A 16,904-nucleotide genomic window follows, 5' to 3' on the forward strand; every position below is an offset into this window, starting at 1 on the left:
CAAACTGCAATGGCAGAATTTCTGAAAAGTTCCTGTCAATACAAGAGTGATTGGCGGCAATTTTGAGACGCGGAATGGAATCCGCTGGACAATCATGTGATCACGTCGTCGGCGGGCGAGGCAGACGGCAGCCCGCAAGCTGCTTTGAAATCGCCAGTGCGACCGAACCGGTAGACGGAAAGATTTACATCGAGAAGATAAACGCGCCGATGCTCTACCTGGAGCGTGCTATCCCGCCCCGAACACCCCTCGATCTCGCGATCGCGCGAGGGTCGCTGTTGCTGCACGAGAGCGGCACCTTCGTGAAGCTCACTCCGGCCGGAGCGGAGCAATCGTCGGGTCGCGGCTAGTTGATCTTTTAGCGCTCGGCGGCTGCTTGCGGGTGCCACAGGTTGCCCCACTTGCATCGCCAGGCGCTCTGGGGCCGCCGTACCCAAAGCCCCCGGCTTCATCGAACTGAAAAGAACACCCATACGACTGGGCAAGCTCATTGAAGCGGGAGACTTCATCAGGGCCGGCGTCCCCGAACGCTCGAACCAGATACCGCGCCGCAACAACTAGGCTGAGATCAACGTTCAGGCTGACCAAAATGTTGGCTAGCTCGTCCAGGAGTTCTTCGTGGTGTTCGTCCATGTCGCCAGTATGCGAAATAGACCGGCACTTTCCACCCCAGCACTCTGCCACAAACTGACGCACTACCGCACGGCGTTGTGCGACCTCGCCCAAAAGAAAACGGCTTCAGCGCCCTCGGGTAAGCGCGCTGAAGCCCGGAAAGTTAGCCGTATCCACCATACATGTCGTCCTTTCGGACACCCCTCAATCATTGCCACTTGTTCCCGAAATTCCCCGCCACTTTAGTCATAAGCAGTTTGGGCCATTCCCGGTTTGTGCACGGATTATTTCAGCGAACGGCGTTTCTTTTGTACTGACAGAACGTCGGGATCGTCTGTTTTTCACATCTCCTGGCCGTTCATCACCCGGCCCCAGTCCAAATAGTCGTAATAGCCGGACCATCGGTAAATTTCAGACCCGCAATTCCCGCATTGAAAACTTCCCAATTGACTGGGCGAGCGTCGCGCTTGCGAGGCGCGGTACACCAAACCGCACTCCGGGCAGGCAAAAATTACCGTGGTCTTGGTGCCGTGCGGCATCTTGCCAATATGCCATTTGGGCCGACCGATTTCTACAAGGCGTAATACCGGATATCGCGGGCTTGCCTCGCCACCTCCGTTTGGCGGCCTCGCCTTGGCTGTTACACAATCAAAGCGATGGACCTGAGTCGCCGCCCGTTGGGAACCTTCGTCCGCGGCGTGTACTTGGCCGGGGAAACCTAGGACAGTTTTATGCTCAGGAACAAACGGAAGCATTGGAGCGACGAGGAGGATCGCCGCTTGCTGCAACTAGTGTCGAGCGGTCGATCGACCATTTCTATAGCGGTAGCGTTTAATAGGTCACAGAAGTCAGTCAGATTGCGCCTTGAGTTTTTCCGCGCCCGCGAGCCCCATCGCCGGGTGGTAGGAACCATCGCAGTGGCCCCCAATTATCCATAGGGTAGCTGCCTCGGCGCGAAACGAGAAGACGGCGCAATCATGCGGCACATGGGCAAAGGAAACATTTTTCTCTTAGCAACCCTGCTCTTCCTATTCGGCCTAACCGCAATTTGGTTCGTGGCCGCATGGAATTCCGGTGGCGATGCGGAGATGAGCAAACACGGTTGGATAGCGATGGGCCTCGGCACCTTTTTTTCGATTGTGATTGGCTGCGGTCTCATGGCGTTGATGTTCTATAGCAGCCGAAGCGGCCACGATGAAGCAGCAGACCCTTTCCGAAAAAAGCCCAAGCGGCCATTCTAGCGCACCACACACGACGGGCCAACAGAGTATCCCGGCCCGTGCGCAAATAGCCCGATGCTGGCCGTACAGGGAAAGACGATGATGAGGATTTTGATCATTCTAGCCGCGGTTTGTTTTTCGGCGAACGCGATGGCGCAGGCTCCTTCGCCGCCGAAGGTAGGCCAGAAGCGGCTCGTTCAGGTAAAGCCAAAAGCGGCAGAAGGCTGCAAGCTTGTCGGAACGGTCAAGGGGACCAAGCTTTGGGCTGGCAACTGCGCGGCGGCGTCAGAGCTTCGGGGAAGCGAACCACCGGAAGAGCCCTCCGCGCCAGCGTCAGCTCCTCCCCCTCCGGCGCCGGCTCCTCCCCCTCCGGCGAAACTATAACGGCTTCAAGCCTCGGTCGAAGATAATCAAAAAGCTCCGCCGCAAGATGTTAAGCCAAGCCCTCGCATTGGCTACCGCTCAGCATGAAACGATACTCGGCCTTCATACTAACATTCGAAGGAGCTGTCGTCAGTTCGATCGAGTTGTACTGCGCCGATGAAGCTGAGGCGATCGAGCGCGCCAAGGCTCTTGTAGCAGATGGGCCCGTCGAGATTTGAAATGGGCCGCGCCGTATCTCCCGCTTTAACCCGACGCACTAACCCCGGATGCCTCACGGGCTTTCGCGCGCCCAGCCTATCCGCTAGACTTTGCATCGAACTAGCCCACTAACGTTAATGTGCGACCCCAGCCATGTCAAAAAAGCCCCCGCGGAATCATGCTAGAAGAGGTCAAGACATTTGTACATATGCACAAGCTATCGTCGAAGGGGCACGCAAGCGAGGCCCTGCTAACCGCAGCCATCTTAGACCAGGAGTTGAGAACCGCGATCCTTCTAAAGATGAGGCCATCACTTTCCGCTATTAAACAAGAACGGCTGTTCGAGGGCTACGGCCCTCTTGCGGAGTTTGGCGACAAAATTGAGGTTGCTTTCGCACTCGGACAAATCGATGACAGCACTTATAGCAAGCTGAAAATCATCAAGGATATACGCAACAAATTCGCTCACCTTCCCAAGCAATGCACGTTCTGGACCCGCGAGATATCTCTCTTGATCGATAAGTTTCATTGCAAGGAGAAGGCGACTCAACCGCAGATTTTTGCCCTGATGGCCCAAGAATGTTTCGACCGCATAACAGGGGCGACTACCGAGGTCGCGCCTCCAGCATAGCCCGATAGATGGCCGCCACTGATACGATGCCGCAAGCGATCAAGGTAACCGATCGCCACGGTCGTTCCTGCATCTATGTTCCCCTGGCGCAGGATGGCAGGGTGGTGGACACGCGGGGACCGCCTTTCGACGCAGACGACGAGTGACCTAGAGGCCAGGAAGCGGAGTTCTATGAGCACGGATCGCGACCTTGTCGTCGACGCAATGGAGGAAGCCCAGCGCATCCTCGCAGAACACTTTGCGCCCGGCGCGCTGCACCATCCCGCCAGTACTATTCACCGGCTGGTCATGGTGCTGGATCGACCGGACTTGACCGCCGCGCTTAAGCGCATGAAGGCGCGTAACGGCTTGCGAACTGTGTGAAGGTCTTGAGAGGATGGTCCGATCGCACTCTGCTCGCGCCGGGTCGCTCCGACGCATCCAAAGCACATTCCTAAAATGGAAAAGTTCATCGCTTTGACGGCCGTCGCGGCAATTCTGATCTTCGCCGGCACCTATGCAGCGCGGAAAACGCTTCTTTCGATGCCGCAACCGGCGGCGTTCAACGCGCCGGGTTGGCAAGGACTTTCTTCACGTTTGCAGCATTGGTCGGTGCAGCCATGTGTTCGGCCTTTAGGAGCGGTTCACAACTTCGAAAACCCGATTTGGAAGTCCCCCGCTCCGATCGCCCGCGTAGGCAATTAACTTCCGCCAGCGGCTTCGGCGGGATGAAGGAAGGCATGGAAATCACGGAATCGCTTTTCGTCGTCGCCGACGAACTCACGGAGGAAGGTGAGCTGTTTCGGTTCGATACCGGGGATCAGACGCTGTATTTCAACGTCGACGGCACCGACGCGTCGGAAGTCGCCGTCACCACAGTCCAGGCCGGTGTGACCCTCCATGCGAGCGACCTGCTGGTCGTCTGAACGATCGGTGCCCGCGCAGCGCGGAATACTGGGAGGCGGTTCTGAACCCGGCTTCGTTGGACATTTGAAATTCCAAAGACCGGCAGAGAGCCATCACGCCCTTGGTTATTGGACCGCTCAGGCCGCAATCGAGAAGGCCATTCAAGCGAGGACTGAAAAACGCTTAATTGGCCCTCGCTTTTCCCAAAATTGAAAAACCTGGCCGGGAACAACAAAGGCGGATGGAAAGTGCGTACCTGATCGAGGCTATCGAGCTTCGGTGATCAGGCAGACCAGCGGTCCTCTTCTCTTTGGGCCTCCTCAATGTTCAGACGGTCGGCAATGACTTCGGCAGTTTTGTCGTCGTTGGTTTGAGCAACAGGTTTGCCATCGCTGGTGACGATTTTATCCTTTTCCGTGCGAAGCGGAAAGTGCTCGGGTTTTAAAGGGTCATCGTCCATTTGTCATTCCCCACTTGAAGGGCGATGCGAACGGCCGCAGATAAATAGCTGAGACCGTTCGCCGCTCCAACCTATCGATCCTTCGGCAACGGGCCTGTTCCGGGTGCACGCGGCGCGCCGGGTGAGGCTCTGTCGAGTGCGGGATCCCCGCCGCCGCCTCCAGCCGCACCGCTACCGGCTCCGCTCCCACCTGCGCCACCGGCTCCGCCAGCTCCAGCTCCAGCCCCGCCGGCACCGCCAGCTCCAGCACCACCAGCCCCCGCTCCAGCACCGCCGGCGCCTGCTCCACCTGCACCAGCGCCACCTGCACCAGAGCCGCCAGCACCCTGCGCAAGCGCTAGTGAACTACCGAGCGCAAAAAACAATCCTAACGCAATGATTGGTAGCTTCCTTCTCATGGGTTACCTCCTTCCGTTGTTGGAGATGAAACAAACCGGATAAATCCCGATCGTTCCTATTTGGACTCGGCTCGCGACAACAGCAGCAAAAAATGTAAGTACACTTTTGAACACGGCGCGCCTCGCCGGCGTCTACTCGGTGCCGCGATCTAGCCGACAAAAAGCCCGCGACGTTCACCCCGCCGCGGGCCTCTTGCGCCGCCCGGCTACTAGGAAATCGCAGGGCCGCAATCGTCACGGTTGGATTTCGAAAGGCCTCGGCACCTTTTTTTCGATTGTGATTGACCGCGGCCTTATGGCGTTGATGCTCTATAGCAGCCGAAGGGGCCACGATGACGCCGCCGACCCTTTTGAAAGCCCAAACGCGTTCTACGCAAGCACACCTGTACGGCCGGCAAGCGGTGACCCTCTCCTAGTTGGATAATCGCTCGGCTACTGGCGCGGCGTGTTGACGGCATATTCATGAGCGACTTCGAACGGGCGAGATGGGGCTGGACCTCTTCCGCCAAAGCGGAGGGCCTAAGGGGCTTCACCTATTGGACCTAGGACTGCGGCTTCAGAGTTGACGGTGCCGGACACGACCACCGCTCCGGCGCAGCCGCGACCTATGAAGACGCGCGCGCAGCCTTCCTTGCCGCATGGGCCGAATACCTTTCAAAGCGAACGCCAGAGGATTTTGACAACTGGCGCCATGAAGCCGCATGGACAGTCGAGAAGTATGCGCTCTGGGACCGCGGCGAAGGAACCGCTCCGCCGTGGCCTCTGCCTGGATTGTATTCCGAGCGAAGAAAACCCCGCCTCCGCCCGATTTGCCTTAAGCAGCAAAAAGCCGCCACTGGGTTGAGGTCGGTGACGGCTTTCCGAGTGTGACCCCTCGCTCGAAAGGTCTAGGACAATCTGGCAACTCCCGGTTAACGCGTCGTTACCCGCCAGCGCCGATCGCCCCTTACGCGCCCATACTGTTGAGCGCGGCGAGCGCGCTTTTGAGCGCAGTCACATGCCACCATCGTTCCTCGGCACTTAAGCCCTCATGGAGGGCATGCTGAAATCAACGCAGCTGCGCCGGCTGGCGTCGCCGAGATTGCTAAGCCGAGCTATCCACCTCCGGTGAATAATAGCGTTGCTTTTTGGGATGGACTGGCCGGGCGTTTGGAACGGTCGCGGCGGTTTGCGAAACATGGAATCGTCGTGCCTGTCCCCCGAGCACGATATATATGCAAGACCCCCCGGACGGCCCTGGATTACGCGCTCCAGGCAAGGGTTCGTCGCTTTTTGAGGGGCGATATCCGAACGCAGCCGCGCCTCTATCAGCACGGTCGTCGGAATGGTCTAAATTTGAACCGACAAGCCAGCGTACCTCGCCTAGCCTATAGGGCCATGGCTGACCAATGGACCGAGAAACTCTGGTGTTCTATATGCGGCAAGACCGGCATGGCGAGTCTGAGCCAACACGAAGATGCCGAGACGCCAATTGTCCTTTCCGTTCCCAGCGGCTTCAAGGTCGTCAATGATCAATGCGGCCCCAACTTCTTTTGCGAGATTTGTGACAGGCCTGTGGTGCCGTAGCGGCTCCTTGGATCGACAGTCTCGCTGCTCCTGTTCATAGGGTGCGCCAAAGGCTTGGTGGGTCAAACGGCAATTCTTCAATCCCTCTGTCGGACACCGGACAGACAGCCAAATCCGAGGAGATCTTTAATGCTTGGATTGGCCTTCAGGCCCTATTCATATTTGCGATTAGCCCGGCGACCGCGCCGGGCTTTTCGCTCAGCAACCTATCTTGGCTAGCTGGAGTGCCCGTCGTGAAGGACTATCAAAAACAATTAGAAAAGCTCAGGACCGATGCGGCCGAATGCAAACTGATTAGCGACCTCGCCACAGATCCGGCAAAGCGGGGATTGTTTGACCGGCTGGCCTTGCATCTCACGACCCTTGCCGATCAGGTCGAGCTGGCGATGATCGAGGCAGTAAAAGTCCGCAAGGGATAGCCCCCGCCGTGGATGCGTTTTCATGATCGACCGCCAACGCGAAGTAGCCGGGCGCACTACCATCTGGGGTAGGTGAAATAGCGGGACCCGGCCAGTCGGCCGCACGGCGGTTGCGGCACATCATCCAACGGATGATTTCTAAAATTGTTGTAAAATCATCATCTAAGTAGAACAATTTAATGTTCTATTTGAGGATGTAATTCTATCGAAAAGCGCGCTGACGTGAACCGGTCAGCGTTCAGGATGCATTCGAGCGTTGCTCCGAGCCGCGTAAACGCTGCGACGAATCCTCGTACTTTGCGAAGCAGCGCTATCAATTCTGCGCTCCTATCCAATCGGAAGCGGCTCCCGCGTTGGTGTCTCTCCGACGCGGGGCCGCCCTCCCGGCCGGGGGTGCTGAGGGATCAGCGCCGGGAGCGCAGAAAAGATTCAGAGGGTACGGGATCGTTCCTAATGGCTTAAAGAAAAAGCCTCGCCGGTTTAGGGCGAGGCTAAGTAGATGCTCAAGACCCACCCACATGCGGGTCAAGTCCAGCGTAGCAGCCGCCTGAGCTCCGTCGATCTGCCATCAAGTCGCAGTCGCCGCCGGGGCTTATGGCGCACAAACGGCCTCGGTGCGATAGCCACCACTGCACCTAAGGCCGCCAACCCTTGAGGGGTTTTCTCCCGGTTGGAGGTGTTAGGGGCATACCGCGAGCGTAGAATCGATTCAGACGGCGCCAGATCGTTCCTAGTGGCAAAGAAAAAGCCCCGCCTGTCAGGATGGCGGGGCTAAGTCAGACCGCCGCTGCGGGTGCCACGGGCGGCCCCACTTGCGCCTCACGAAACTGGCGCTCGGTACCCTACCCTTTTTGGAGGGAGGGCGTCATGAAGCTATTTCGAGCTGAGAAGATTGCCACTGCCCAGGACCGATCAAACCATGACTGCCGCTTCTGCGCAGGAAAGCTCATTCTCCTCAAAACGATCATGGAATCTGAAAGCGGAGTTGTCATTCATTTGTTCGACTGCCAGCAGTGCGGAGAACGTGTCTGGACCGTTTAGGTCAGAAGGTACGGCAATTGAAGCGCCGCCTAGATCGGGCCAGCACCGCGAGCGACCTTTTTTAGAAAAACACAGCGATGCTTGCATACTTATCACTTAGATCTCAAAGCAGTCCTGCGCCCGCATGATCTTGAAACAACTCCGCGTCCCGCACATAGCCTCGCATGGTCTCGACCGACTTGTGACCCGACTGATCCATCATCTTGAAGATGTTAGCCCGGTTTGCTGCTGCTGATGTAAGAAAGCCGGCTGAGTGAATGTCCTGAATAGATTTTAGCGTCGAAGCCAGCCCGTGCCGCATACGTCTTAACGCAATTGGCAACCGAACGGCACGTAAGACGGGAGGAGCACCGTCCCGGCCTTATCGATCGGCCGAAAGATTGGCCCGGTCTCAATCTTCGCTGCGACCAGCCAGGCTCGCAATGCCTTTACTGGGCAAATGACGTCTCCCCGAGGAATGGCGATTGAGCGCCCCTCGCCCTCCTGGTCTGTTTTGCCACGGCGGATTCTGATTCGTAGCCCCTCATCCGCCTCCAATAAGTCTGCGACATCAAGCGCGACCAGTTCGGATCGGCGAAAAGCGCCTGCAAAGCCGATCAGCAATAACGCACGATCCCGCATCCCGGTCAGGTTCGCAGGCGCCAGCGCCGCCATGCTTTTCATACGCGCTGCGACGGCCGGGGCTTTTTTGGTCTTAGCGCCACCGAAAGTCCGACGAACACCCCGGACCGTGGCCTTGACTCCTTCGGCGTCGGTCGGGGCGTCGAGCCCTGCCAGCTTGTGGGCGTACCTGATGGCCGCGACGCGCCGGCCAATTGTTGAAGGCTTTGCGGTCAAGGCCTCTGCAGCCAGATAGGACGCCACGGTCTCGGGCGAAGCCGGGAGCGCGCTGACGCCCTTGCCCTCGCAATAGGACCGGAATAGCCGAAAGTCCGTTTCATAGGCCTTGCGTGTGCTGCCAGGCTTCTCAGCCTTGGCCAGCTCTAAGGCCGCGGTGAAATCTGCCTTGAGCGCGACCGCAAGCGCACCCTCGGCGGGATTTGTGGACAGACTGTTCGTCATGAGTTTACTTCCGAGAATAAGCCTTATCGGAAGCTAACATTATTGCGTGATTCGGCAAGCTCGTGGGGACTGCGGCAGGTATTGGTGGATGGCACGCACCCGACGACCCGACAAACCCCGCGATCCCATCCTACATGTTGGTCCGGATGAACTTGGACGGTTAGCCGCTGCGGATGCTCGCTACTGAGACGGATACAACGCTTAATGCACCGGCAATCGAGGCGTTGAATGATTTGTTGAAGAAAAAAGGAAAGCGGCCGCCAGTCGAAAATCCGCTGCGGTATGACGTCTAGCCCTCTTAAAGGATGCGTCCGCGGCGATGGCGCCCATACGGAGAATAGGAACAACCCCTCCTTTAATTGATTGTGTGCGGAGAAGGAGATTGGCTATGTCGATACGCTTCCCCGTCAAATTGCTCATTACAGCTCTTGTGCTTTCGCCCATCGCCTCATTTGCTCAAGGTGGTGGCGGAGGCAGTGGTGGAAGCTCGGGCGGCGGGTCCGCAGGAGGGAGTTCGTCAAGCGGCGCGTCTGCGGGCGGCGCTTCGGGAGGGTCTGTTGGGACCAGTCCGGGAACCGCGGCCCCTAGCGCGGGCTCCGCTGGAGCTGGTAGCTCGACCATCAGCGGCGCACCGAACGGGCCCGCGAATCCTGCGGGTCTTAACAATTCGTTGAACGACCCGAGTGGGGCGGCCAATGCTGCTGCAGCTCCGAATGCACCGGGCACGAATACCGTGGGGACCGCAAATTCTGGTGGTTCACCTGGGAATGCTGGCGGGGGAAACTCCGCACCTCGCGGCTCTTTTACAACGGGAACGGCAGGCAACAGAGCCGGCGGCACAAGCACTGGCCGCATCGATGGTACGGTAACGCCGGGCGGGCCATCCACTCCCGCTGACGCGGTAATTAGCCAAGAGAACGCCAAGGTCGATGCGAAGGTGAAAAGCATCTGCAAGGGCTGCTAGAAAGCGCCTTGCCAGCTGGCCCGGGCATCCCGCCGTTCGCGACCACTCGAAGTGTCGCCTTCATAGATGACTTTAGTAGGCGGAGGGCATCTTAGGTTGGAGAGGCCATCTTAAAGGTCAGCCCGTCGGAATACGTGGAGACATGGTCGCGTCTGGCACCGCGGGTCAGCGATTGCGAGCATCCCTCGCCAGCGAATTGATGTAGCGGACGGCGTCTGTCATGCCTTTTGTCCGCCCTCCATGTCGGTAGCTTCCATTCTTGCTACCTGACGGTCCTCCACCGCCAGCGCCATGCATCCGACAGACCCGACAGCCGCGAACCGCAGGTGCCCGGCAAGGGTTCCCGGTACGTTTTGAATGAGCGCCACAACGGGGGGATGCGTGAGCGATTTGCATGGGGTCGCTGCTCATTTTTTTTCGTCACCCCTGCCCACCGCTATCGTGCAGCTCTTGGTAGTCGGGATATCCATCGGCTTTTGCCCCCCGGCAGTCAGAAGGTTGCTAAATGGCTGTGCGGTGCCCCGTGAGGGCCTCTCGGAAGTGATTGTGTCGGCGACAACCGCTTGATCGGCGTGGACCGTAACGTGCTTGACGGTGATTTGTTGCTGGCCTCGACCTCGATGTTGATCAAGGCGCTCCATTAGAACCGCCATGGTTCGGGCCGCCTTCTCCGCAAGCTCGAGATATTTTGTCTGAACCACGAAATGCTGCTCGGGAAGCCAGGCAAGCTGACGCAGGTGCAGGGATGCCTCATGAGCGGCGATAATCTGGGAAGCGAGCATCCCTTCAATTGGATCTGCCGATTTAATGTCGAGTAATCCGGACATCGTCGCGCGGCCTGCATCAGGCGCGTTTTCAGGGGTGATGGCGGGCAGCGCAGCAAATAGGCGATTGCCTATACGGCGATTCCAAACGTTATCGCCCCCGCCCCCGATTTCCTTCAAGGTGGCTTTCTGATCTCGCTCAAATTAGGCCGGAGCTTTCTTGTCGGTTCCGGCGTCCGATTTCAATATGCCTGTCTTGGTGGCATTGCCTCGAGGCCTAGACATTGTCTTTTCCTTTGAGGCTAAGATGCCCGAGCGGTTCTAGCGTGGTCCGTCTAATTGTAGGGCAAGCGTAGTCTTGCGCCAAGGACGCCTGGCAAAGAGTTGCCTCGGGTAATCCCGCGACGTGCGAGAATAGATTAGACTGAGGCTCGGCCCCTGCTCCAAGCAGGCTCGCTGTCGCTGTCTGTCGTCTTTCCTTCGTTAAATATAAAAATATCCGCAAATATAAAAAATATCCCGGCCAAGGTTGCTCGAGGCTTCCTGCTCTCGCCGTAGGCTCATATTTCCTTCCATAATATAAAAAATATCCGCGGCTACTACCAAACAACCGGCCGTGCCAAATCGTCGATTGACGCTTTCGAGAAACGGAACTGCACGGCCGCTGGGCTTCAATGGAAACTGGCCGCCGTTATTCCGACCCAATCGCCGCCACTTCGGCGCCCCCGGGCGGGCCGTAGGCCTTTTCTCTCCCAAGGCCATGAAATGATGAAGGCTACGGGGCGGGGCGTAGCTGTCCCCCTCAGGGGGACGAGCCATGCCATGAAACGACGTTAGGAAGAGACGAAGACATAGGCGGATCGACACAACCATTTTATTGGCCAGCCTGGGCTATTCTGTAGGCTTTACGTGCACTGTCATAACAGCGGAGAAACGACGCGCGCCGGTCCGCTAGCTGCGCGTCTATCCGTGGGTACATTCCCACTCCTGGGCGCGCCTGAACGCACCCTTCGTTCTGCCGGCTCGCGCCGGTGTCGTTCCCCCAGGTCAGTCATCCCCAGGTTTTGCATCACTCCAAGCGGCGCTGCGTCACGCCTATCGCTTTTCGCACGCCGCCTTTGTGGACTTAGCCAAGCGGCCGGACGTGCTTCCGTTTGCTTTTGGTCGGCGCACATTTCAACGTGCGCTTTTGCTTCGGTGTCAGCGAGTTTACCCATGTATTGAAGGCTGTCTCCGCAGCGCGACCCATGGGATCACGCCCGAACACCTCATTGACACGTCGTATGGGCTGCTTACTCCTCATTGCGGCAGCGCAAGTGAGGTGTTATTTCCTCCACGCGCGCATATTGTTGAACCGCTCCCGGAGGTCCGCCCGGGGGCGGTTTTCTTTTGGCCGACACGGGACGGCAATGAGGTGATGGCCTGCAAAGCGATGGGGTCGATATCGCCGGCGAGATCCATGCTACAGCGCGCCAAAGCCTCTCGGGTCCGGCAGAAGGACCTGCCTTGCCAGCGCGCTGTGGCAGCGGTTTCTGCGCTGACTCGGCGCTGTAATATCCATTGCTGGGCCTTGGGGCATTCAATGACCCGCCAGCCCGAGTTCAGGGTCGTGATGACGAGCGCGTAGCCGTCCGATGATTCTCCCCCTGATGGTGAGCCAGTGGCACAAATTACCTTTTGCGCACTATGGTGCCCTTTAGCGGGGTGAGCCAGTCTATCCAATTGATCTTGGGCGGCATTTTCATTCTGCTGGGATCGCCACTAGTAGAATTTTCTCGTTCATTTTCAGTCTCTTGACCTCTCGTTAGTCACCGCTTCTAAAATGGTTAGTCACTGCGTGTTGCCGTTTTGGCCTCTGCCGCACTGCGCTTGTCCATCGCTGACCCCGCCATGCGCTCTTGCTCGACCTCATCGATGTAGACCTGAACCTGCGCCAGCGTGTTGTGGCCGCTGACCGCCATGATCTCCGGGCCCGTGCACCCTGCATGCGCCAACTGCTTACAGGCGGCCTAGCGGAGCCCGTGGGCGCGGTAGTTTCTGACCCGGCCATCGTCGCATAGCACCGGCTTGAGGCCCGCGGCGTTGCACCAGCCGGCGAATTTGTTGCCGAACGCGGCTGCGGACGCGAAGGGCCTGCCATAGTCATTGACGAGGAAGGTCAAGGCATCGCCTTGCGGCATGGCGTCTAACGCAGCCTGGAGCGCCGGCATCACTCGAATAGTAAGCACCTTCGCGGTGCTCCGCAGTGTCTTGTGCGGACGCCACGTCAGGTTTCAGGTGCGCGTCATGTCGCCGGGCCCCAATGTTGAGAAAAAGCTCCAATGCAAGCCGCGCTGTGGTGCCTAGGTCGTACCGTTCGCGGTATTGCGCAATCTGCGGATCATGCCACGTCATGTGCCCCGAGCTCTTGACGGCCTTAAGCGGCTTGACGTCTTTGCTGGGATACGAGCGAACATTCTCCTTTTGCAATTGCAAACGCAATCAGGTGACGCAACGTCTTCAACCAGTTCTTTTGCGCGTTCGAAGTCTTGCCTTCCAGCAACGCTGTGATGTTTTTGGGCTGGATCGTCGCGAGACGGTTGTCACCGTAGCGGCTTCCGCTCGGCGTCCGGAATTCGCGGAAATGATCCAGGATGGGACGACGCATGGCCTGCGTCGCGGATGCCAGTCCCTTTTTGAAGGCATCATGTTTGAGGTATCCGACGATAAGCGCGTCGATCGTCCCAGCCTTGGTGCGACCGGCACCGATCTCGGCGACAGATAGCGGCCCACCAGTTCGTTCTAGCAGTGCATGGTAGGCGTCCATGAATTCAGGTGAGCCAGGACGACCCTTTATCGTCACCCGCTTGTATGCTTTGCGGCGAAATTGGTGGCGCCGGAGCGGTACGGCAAGTGGAAAACGGTGCATCAGCGCTTCAGCCGCTGGTGCCATGCTGGCGTCTGGGAGCGCGTGTTCGCTGCTCTGACCGCCGATCGCGACAACCAGTATCTGATGATCGACAGCACCATCGTCCGCGCCCACCAGCAAGCGGCGAGCGGAAAAGGGGGGCCAAAGATCAGGCGCTGGGGCGTTCCCGAGGCGGACTGACCACCAAGATCCACATGCTGCCGATGCGCTCGGCCGTCCGCTCCGCTTCATCGTCACGGCTGGACAGGTCAATGACATCACCCAGGCGCCCGCCCTGCTCAATGGCCAGAGCGGCAATGCCGTGCTCGCCGACAAAGCCTATGACAGCAACGCCCTACGTGCGATCATCGCGGAAATCGGCGCAACGGCGGTGATCCCCTCAAACCGCACCCGCAGGATCATCATTCCGCACGACGCCGATGCCTACAAACAGCGCAACCGCATCGAGCGCTGCTTCTGCCAGCTCAAACACTTCCGACGCTTGGCAACCCGTTATGACAGGCGAACCGCCAACTTTACCGGCTTCATCCATCTCGCTGCCGCAATAATCTGGATCCAATGAATGTCGATTGGTCCTAGGCCCACTCGTATACGTTGGCGGGGATCGCGTTGGCATTGTTGTTGAAGATCTCAACCTTGCCGACAAAAATTAACGATCTTACCGGCCTGATCGATCTCGACGCGCTGAACCTCCAAGCCAGCGTTCACCGCGCCTTTGACGGCCTTGGTGACATCGCCCTGTTTGAAGGTTTGCGCGCCGCGAGACATCAGCCGTTGATCCTTTCCGGCTGTTTCTCCATCCGCGCTCGTAGGCTGCGGATGATCTCGCTGTTCTGGCTGGCGCCGTTGTACGAGGCTTCGCTTTCGAGCCACGTCTTTACGTCCCTAGGCAAACGAACGAGCAGCCGCTCGGCTTCCTCACCTCTTACCATTTCAGGTCTCCTCTCGTTTGGGGGTCAAAACTCTCCAGCGTTCAAGAGAATATCAGGTGCCGTCGGCTAAGCGACTTGGGTTGGTCGAAATAGTTGCGCTGGACGACTCGACAGCTCAACTTTGTGGAAGAACACACTGAATCTGTAACCGGAGTGCAACATACGGCATCCGAAGAAGTACTGGTTTTACAGGCGGATGAACGAAATATCGGCTCGACCAAAACACTCGCGCCGTACCGCGAACGGGAGGTTGGACGTGAGCGCATCAAGGACAATTTTGAGTCAGCTTGAGCCCTATGGAGTACATCACACCCTCGTTACAGGCGGGCTGACGTGCCTGCGACGCCGCGCACGCGTCTGTCTTCAGGGCAAAGAAAAACCCGCCGGCGTGAACCGGCGGGCTTCAAGTCAGATGCCGCAATTGCAAGTATGTAGCGTCAATGCCGCGTGGCCATCATGCCTTCGAACGCTTCCCAGGCCTCGTCCCGGTAGCCCGGAACGCGAACCCAGCATTCACGGAGCCATCGATCATCAATGCCGACCACTGACCAGTCTGAATTAAATCGAGACATTGTTTGGTGGTGGAGCCTCGCCGGTCATTACTTCGGCGGCCTTGGGGTTAAGCCTTTCAGCGTGCCAGTCATTTTCTTCAACCCATCCGCAATAAAAACTGTGTCGACCAAATATTGTACCACTATGCTAACTGCAGCTCCCCTGGCGTCGCTGCCGCCCGAAACGCTGTTGAGATCGTCTGCCGTCAGCAAGCCATTCAGATTCGTGTTCATGATCTTTTGGTCCCTTGTTGGCGGCGGGGCCATCCCCTGACCGGTAACAAGAGCATCTCAGAGGGCTCGATAGGTCGCTGTGATGGCGATCACACTTCGAAACGGACAGCCCGCCAGCGTGAACCGGCGGCTCCTCTCCTGGGACTCGCATTTTCCAGCTCCGAGCTTACTTAGCCGGCATGCGTACCAGTGCCTTCGAACCCTGCATTCCGACCCGCGCCACCAAGGTCCCTAGCTTCAAACGCTGGATCCATGAGGTGAAGCCTATCGGCTGATCGTTCATCGCGACGGCAAGCGCGTCCGGCTGTTCACCCGCAACGGCTTCGACTGGAGCGACCGATATCCGCTAATCACCGAGGCCGCGCTACGCATCCGGTCAAGCTCGTTTGTACTGGATGGTGAGGCCGTGCTGCTTGGTGTTGACGGGATCTCCGACTTCGACGGCCTGCACAGCCGCAAGCACAATGACGAGGTGCAGTTCTATGCCTTCGATATGCTGGTGGCAGATGGCGACGATATCCGGAAGCTGCCCCTGACTATGCGGAAGACAAACCTCGCCCGGCTACTGGCGCGGCGCGTTGACGGCATCTTCATCTCCGACTTCGAGCGCGGCGAGATCGGCTCAGAGCTTTTTCGGCACGCCTGCCTCATGGGCCTGGAGGGCCTAGTATCTAAGTTAGATGATCGACCTTACCGCCCCGGCCGCTCGCCCAATTGGGTGAAGTTCAAGAACCCGGCGTCTCCCGCCATGCTGCGGGCCAAAGATGCGTTCTCCTGATGGATGGCGATAAGCACGGCTGACGCGCCCTGAAAAAAACGGCCCCAGCGCGCACCCCAGACAGGCGCCGAGGCGGTTGCTTTTTGGAACTTCGCACCTCCCCAAGAGTCAATTCAAGCTCCCGGATTTCACGCCCCTTAAAGCCACCGGGAGAAAACCCAACCGGGTTGGCGGCTCTAGCGCCTGCGCTGGGGCCGTTTCTATTGCGATGGATTTCGGGAACACCTGGCAAGTGACCGGCGTTGCTGGTTTGAGGACATTTGGACACGCCAACTTAGCCGGCCTCAGCGCGCTTCCCACTGACCGCTGAGGCCTTTTTTTGGCTGCATCGAACCAACCAAACTGAGGCGAGCCTACCCTCGATAACGCCTACGGGCCGCGATCAAGCAAACGACCCCGGCGCGGAGAACGCCACACGCACCAAAGCCGCCAACCCTGCGGGGGGTTTTCTCCCGGTTGGAGGTTGGGGAAACCGGGAGCACAGAATCGATTCTTCCGGCGCCTGATTGTTCCTAGCTCCAAGAAAAAGCCCCGCCTTCACCCGGCGGGGCTAAGTCTAAGGGTCACCTTGCGTGCGGCCCGGGATAAGGGCCACCCGGAATTGTATCAGCCTGAACGGCTCAGTCTATCGACATTAGAGGCCAGCGAAGCTGATCCAGAGCTGTGCCGCTCAGGTCGATCGACCGCCTAGGCGATGAATTTAGACATACCGGCCCGCTCCGGAGGAACGTTTCCTCGATGCTTATCGTTTGAACATCAGGGGCGTGGGAGAAAAAATGCCGGAAAAGCGTAATCTTAGTCCGACTGTGCTCTCCTTAATGGGTGCAACTGCGTTGCTAGCGGTTCTCTTTCTATTATCACCATGGAACGTCTCCCACATCGCACACAAGGCTGCTC

17 protein-coding genes and 1 pseudogene are annotated in these 16,904 nt (G+C 58.3%); 10 read left to right on the top strand and 8 right to left on the bottom strand.

The genetic code is table 11. The annotated features are described in order from the left end of the window. Positions 1 to 1,589 precede the first annotated feature (1,589 nt). The 5 genes from ABIE49_RS12190 to ABIE49_RS12210 all read left to right on the top strand — a co-directional run bounded on the left by ABIE49_RS12190 (position 1,590) and on the right by ABIE49_RS12210 (position 3,950). On the top strand, positions 1,590 to 1,853 hold the full coding sequence (locus ABIE49_RS12190) for a hypothetical protein (protein ID WP_192740869.1): 264 nt from the start codon (positions 1,590 to 1,592) through the stop codon (positions 1,851 to 1,853). Positions 1,854 to 2,592: 739 nt separating this feature from the next. Then, the gene (locus ABIE49_RS12195) at positions 2,593 to 3,045 is read left to right on the top strand and encodes an MltR family transcriptional regulator (protein ID WP_192740870.1); all 453 of its coding nucleotides are present in this window, start codon (positions 2,593 to 2,595) and stop codon (positions 3,043 to 3,045) included. A gap of 171 nt (positions 3,046 to 3,216) precedes the next feature. Continuing rightward, a complete protein-coding gene (locus ABIE49_RS12200) occupies positions 3,217 to 3,408 on the top strand; it encodes a hypothetical protein (RefSeq protein ID WP_192740741.1) in 192 nt (63 codons plus the stop codon). A 75-nt stretch (positions 3,409 to 3,483) separates the two neighbouring features. After that, positions 3,484 to 3,729 (top strand): hypothetical protein, encoded by a 246-nt coding sequence (locus ABIE49_RS12205; protein WP_192740844.1) that lies wholly within the window; start codon positions 3,484 to 3,486, stop codon positions 3,727 to 3,729. 35 nt (positions 3,730 to 3,764) lie between these two features. Then, positions 3,765 to 3,950, top strand: a complete 186-nt coding sequence (locus ABIE49_RS12210) for a hypothetical protein (RefSeq protein ID WP_192740843.1) — start codon at positions 3,765 to 3,767, stop codon at positions 3,948 to 3,950. Positions 3,951 to 4,213: 263 nt separating this feature from the next. On the opposite strand, the gene ABIE49_RS12215 is transcribed toward ABIE49_RS12210, so the two are convergent. Together ABIE49_RS12215 and ABIE49_RS12220 are read right to left on the bottom strand one after the other, a co-directional pair. After that, positions 4,214 to 4,390 (bottom strand): hypothetical protein, encoded by a 177-nt coding sequence (locus ABIE49_RS12215; protein WP_192740842.1) that lies wholly within the window; start codon positions 4,388 to 4,390, stop codon positions 4,214 to 4,216. Then, positions 4,380 to 4,700, bottom strand: a complete 321-nt coding sequence (locus ABIE49_RS12220; RefSeq protein WP_192740841.1) for a hypothetical protein — start codon at positions 4,698 to 4,700, stop codon at positions 4,380 to 4,382. The genes ABIE49_RS12215 and ABIE49_RS12220 overlap by 11 nt, the downstream gene beginning before the upstream one ends. A gap of 1,887 nt (positions 4,701 to 6,587) precedes the next feature. On the opposite strand from ABIE49_RS12220, the gene ABIE49_RS12230 reads away from it, so the two are divergent. Then, entirely contained in the window at positions 6,588 to 6,773 is a 186-nt protein-coding gene (locus tag ABIE49_RS12230; RefSeq protein ID WP_192740840.1) for a hypothetical protein, read from the top strand. 1,347 nt (positions 6,774 to 8,120) lie between these two features. Here the strand turns inward: ABIE49_RS12230 and ABIE49_RS12235 are convergent. Then, positions 8,121 to 8,876, bottom strand: a complete 756-nt coding sequence (locus ABIE49_RS12235) for a site-specific integrase (protein ID WP_354066782.1) — start codon at positions 8,874 to 8,876, stop codon at positions 8,121 to 8,123. A 173-nt stretch (positions 8,877 to 9,049) separates the two neighbouring features. Here ABIE49_RS12235 and ABIE49_RS12240 point away from each other — a divergent pair, with 173 nt between their 5' ends. Next, entirely contained in the window at positions 9,050 to 9,169 is a 120-nt protein-coding gene (locus tag ABIE49_RS12240; protein ID WP_354066783.1) for a ribbon-helix-helix domain-containing protein, read from the top strand. 1,078 nt (positions 9,170 to 10,247) lie between these two features. Here ABIE49_RS12240 and ABIE49_RS12245 read toward each other — a convergent pair. The 4 genes from ABIE49_RS12245 to ABIE49_RS12260 all read right to left on the bottom strand — a co-directional run bounded on the left by ABIE49_RS12245 (position 10,248) and on the right by ABIE49_RS12260 (position 13,536). Beyond that, positions 10,248 to 10,784: a hypothetical protein gene (locus ABIE49_RS12245; RefSeq protein ID WP_192740839.1), complete on the bottom strand. Its 537-nt coding sequence runs from the start codon at positions 10,782 to 10,784 to the stop codon at positions 10,248 to 10,250. Positions 10,785 to 12,430: 1,646 nt separating this feature from the next. Next, complete coding sequence (locus ABIE49_RS12250) at positions 12,431 to 12,565, bottom strand: hypothetical protein (RefSeq protein WP_354066784.1); 135 nt, start codon at positions 12,563 to 12,565, stop codon at positions 12,431 to 12,433. A 48-nt stretch (positions 12,566 to 12,613) separates the two neighbouring features. Continuing rightward, entirely contained in the window at positions 12,614 to 12,766 is a 153-nt protein-coding gene (locus tag ABIE49_RS12255) for a hypothetical protein (RefSeq protein WP_192740838.1), read from the bottom strand. A 254-nt stretch (positions 12,767 to 13,020) separates the two neighbouring features. Then, a complete protein-coding gene (locus tag ABIE49_RS12260; RefSeq protein WP_192740846.1) occupies positions 13,021 to 13,536 on the bottom strand; it encodes a hypothetical protein in 516 nt (171 codons plus the stop codon). On the opposite strand from ABIE49_RS12260, the pseudogene ABIE49_RS12265 reads away from it, so the two are divergent. Beyond that, a pseudogene (locus ABIE49_RS12265) lies at positions 13,480 to 14,074 on the top strand (IS5 family transposase); the annotation flags it as partial. The gene ABIE49_RS12260 and the pseudogene ABIE49_RS12265 overlap by 57 nt on opposite strands. A gap of 47 nt (positions 14,075 to 14,121) precedes the next feature. Beyond that, on the top strand, positions 14,122 to 14,514 hold the full coding sequence (locus tag ABIE49_RS40040; RefSeq protein ID WP_502915901.1) for a hypothetical protein: 393 nt from the start codon (positions 14,122 to 14,124) through the stop codon (positions 14,512 to 14,514). A 529-nt stretch (positions 14,515 to 15,043) separates the two neighbouring features. On the opposite strand, the gene ABIE49_RS12280 is transcribed toward ABIE49_RS40040, so the two are convergent. After that, positions 15,044 to 15,229 carry a hypothetical protein gene (locus tag ABIE49_RS12280; RefSeq protein WP_192740834.1) on the bottom strand — a complete coding sequence of 62 codons (186 nt, stop codon included), beginning with the start codon at positions 15,227 to 15,229 and terminating at the stop codon, positions 15,044 to 15,046. Between the two features lie 304 nt (positions 15,230 to 15,533). On the opposite strand from ABIE49_RS12280, the gene ABIE49_RS12285 reads away from it, so the two are divergent. Continuing rightward, complete coding sequence (locus ABIE49_RS12285; protein ID WP_354067465.1) at positions 15,534 to 16,007, top strand: ATP-dependent DNA ligase; 474 nt, start codon at positions 15,534 to 15,536, stop codon at positions 16,005 to 16,007. The last annotated feature ends 897 nt before the right edge of the window (positions 16,008 to 16,904 follow it).

It is taken from the genome of Bradyrhizobium sp. OAE829 (assembly GCF_040546575.1).
GTDB lineage: Bacteria > Pseudomonadota > Alphaproteobacteria > Rhizobiales > Xanthobacteraceae > Bradyrhizobium.

What these genes read in the sequence shown, in the direction of transcription:
- ABIE49_RS12190 (WP_192740869.1), top strand. Translation starts at nt 1,590, where the DNA reads ATGCGGCACATGGGCAAAGGAAACATTTTTCTCTTAGCAACCCTGCTC.
- ABIE49_RS12195 (WP_192740870.1), top strand. Translation starts at nt 2,593, where the DNA reads ATGCTAGAAGAGGTCAAGACATTTGTACATATGCACAAGCTATCGTCG.
- ABIE49_RS12200 (WP_192740741.1), top strand. Translation starts at nt 3,217, where the DNA reads ATGAGCACGGATCGCGACCTTGTCGTCGACGCAATGGAGGAAGCCCAG.
- ABIE49_RS12205 (WP_192740844.1), top strand. Translation starts at nt 3,484, where the DNA reads ATGGAAAAGTTCATCGCTTTGACGGCCGTCGCGGCAATTCTGATCTTC.
- ABIE49_RS12210 (WP_192740843.1), top strand. Translation starts at nt 3,765, where the DNA reads ATGGAAATCACGGAATCGCTTTTCGTCGTCGCCGACGAACTCACGGAG.
- ABIE49_RS12215 (WP_192740842.1), bottom strand. Translation starts at nt 4,390, where the DNA reads ATGGACGATGACCCTTTAAAACCCGAGCACTTTCCGCTTCGCACGGAA.
- ABIE49_RS12235 (WP_354066782.1), bottom strand. Translation starts at nt 8,876, where the DNA reads ATGACGAACAGTCTGTCCACAAATCCCGCCGAGGGTGCGCTTGCGGTC.
- ABIE49_RS12240 (WP_354066783.1), top strand. Translation starts at nt 9,050, where the DNA reads ATGCTCGCTACTGAGACGGATACAACGCTTAATGCACCGGCAATCGAG.
- ABIE49_RS12250 (WP_354066784.1), bottom strand. Translation starts at nt 12,565, where the DNA reads ATGGCGGTCAGCGGCCACAACACGCTGGCGCAGGTTCAGGTCTACATC.
- ABIE49_RS12260 (WP_192740846.1), bottom strand. Translation starts at nt 13,536, where the DNA reads ATGGCACCAGCGGCTGAAGCGCTGATGCACCGTTTTCCACTTGCCGTA.
- ABIE49_RS12280 (WP_192740834.1), bottom strand. Translation starts at nt 15,229, where the DNA reads ATGAACACGAATCTGAATGGCTTGCTGACGGCAGACGATCTCAACAGC.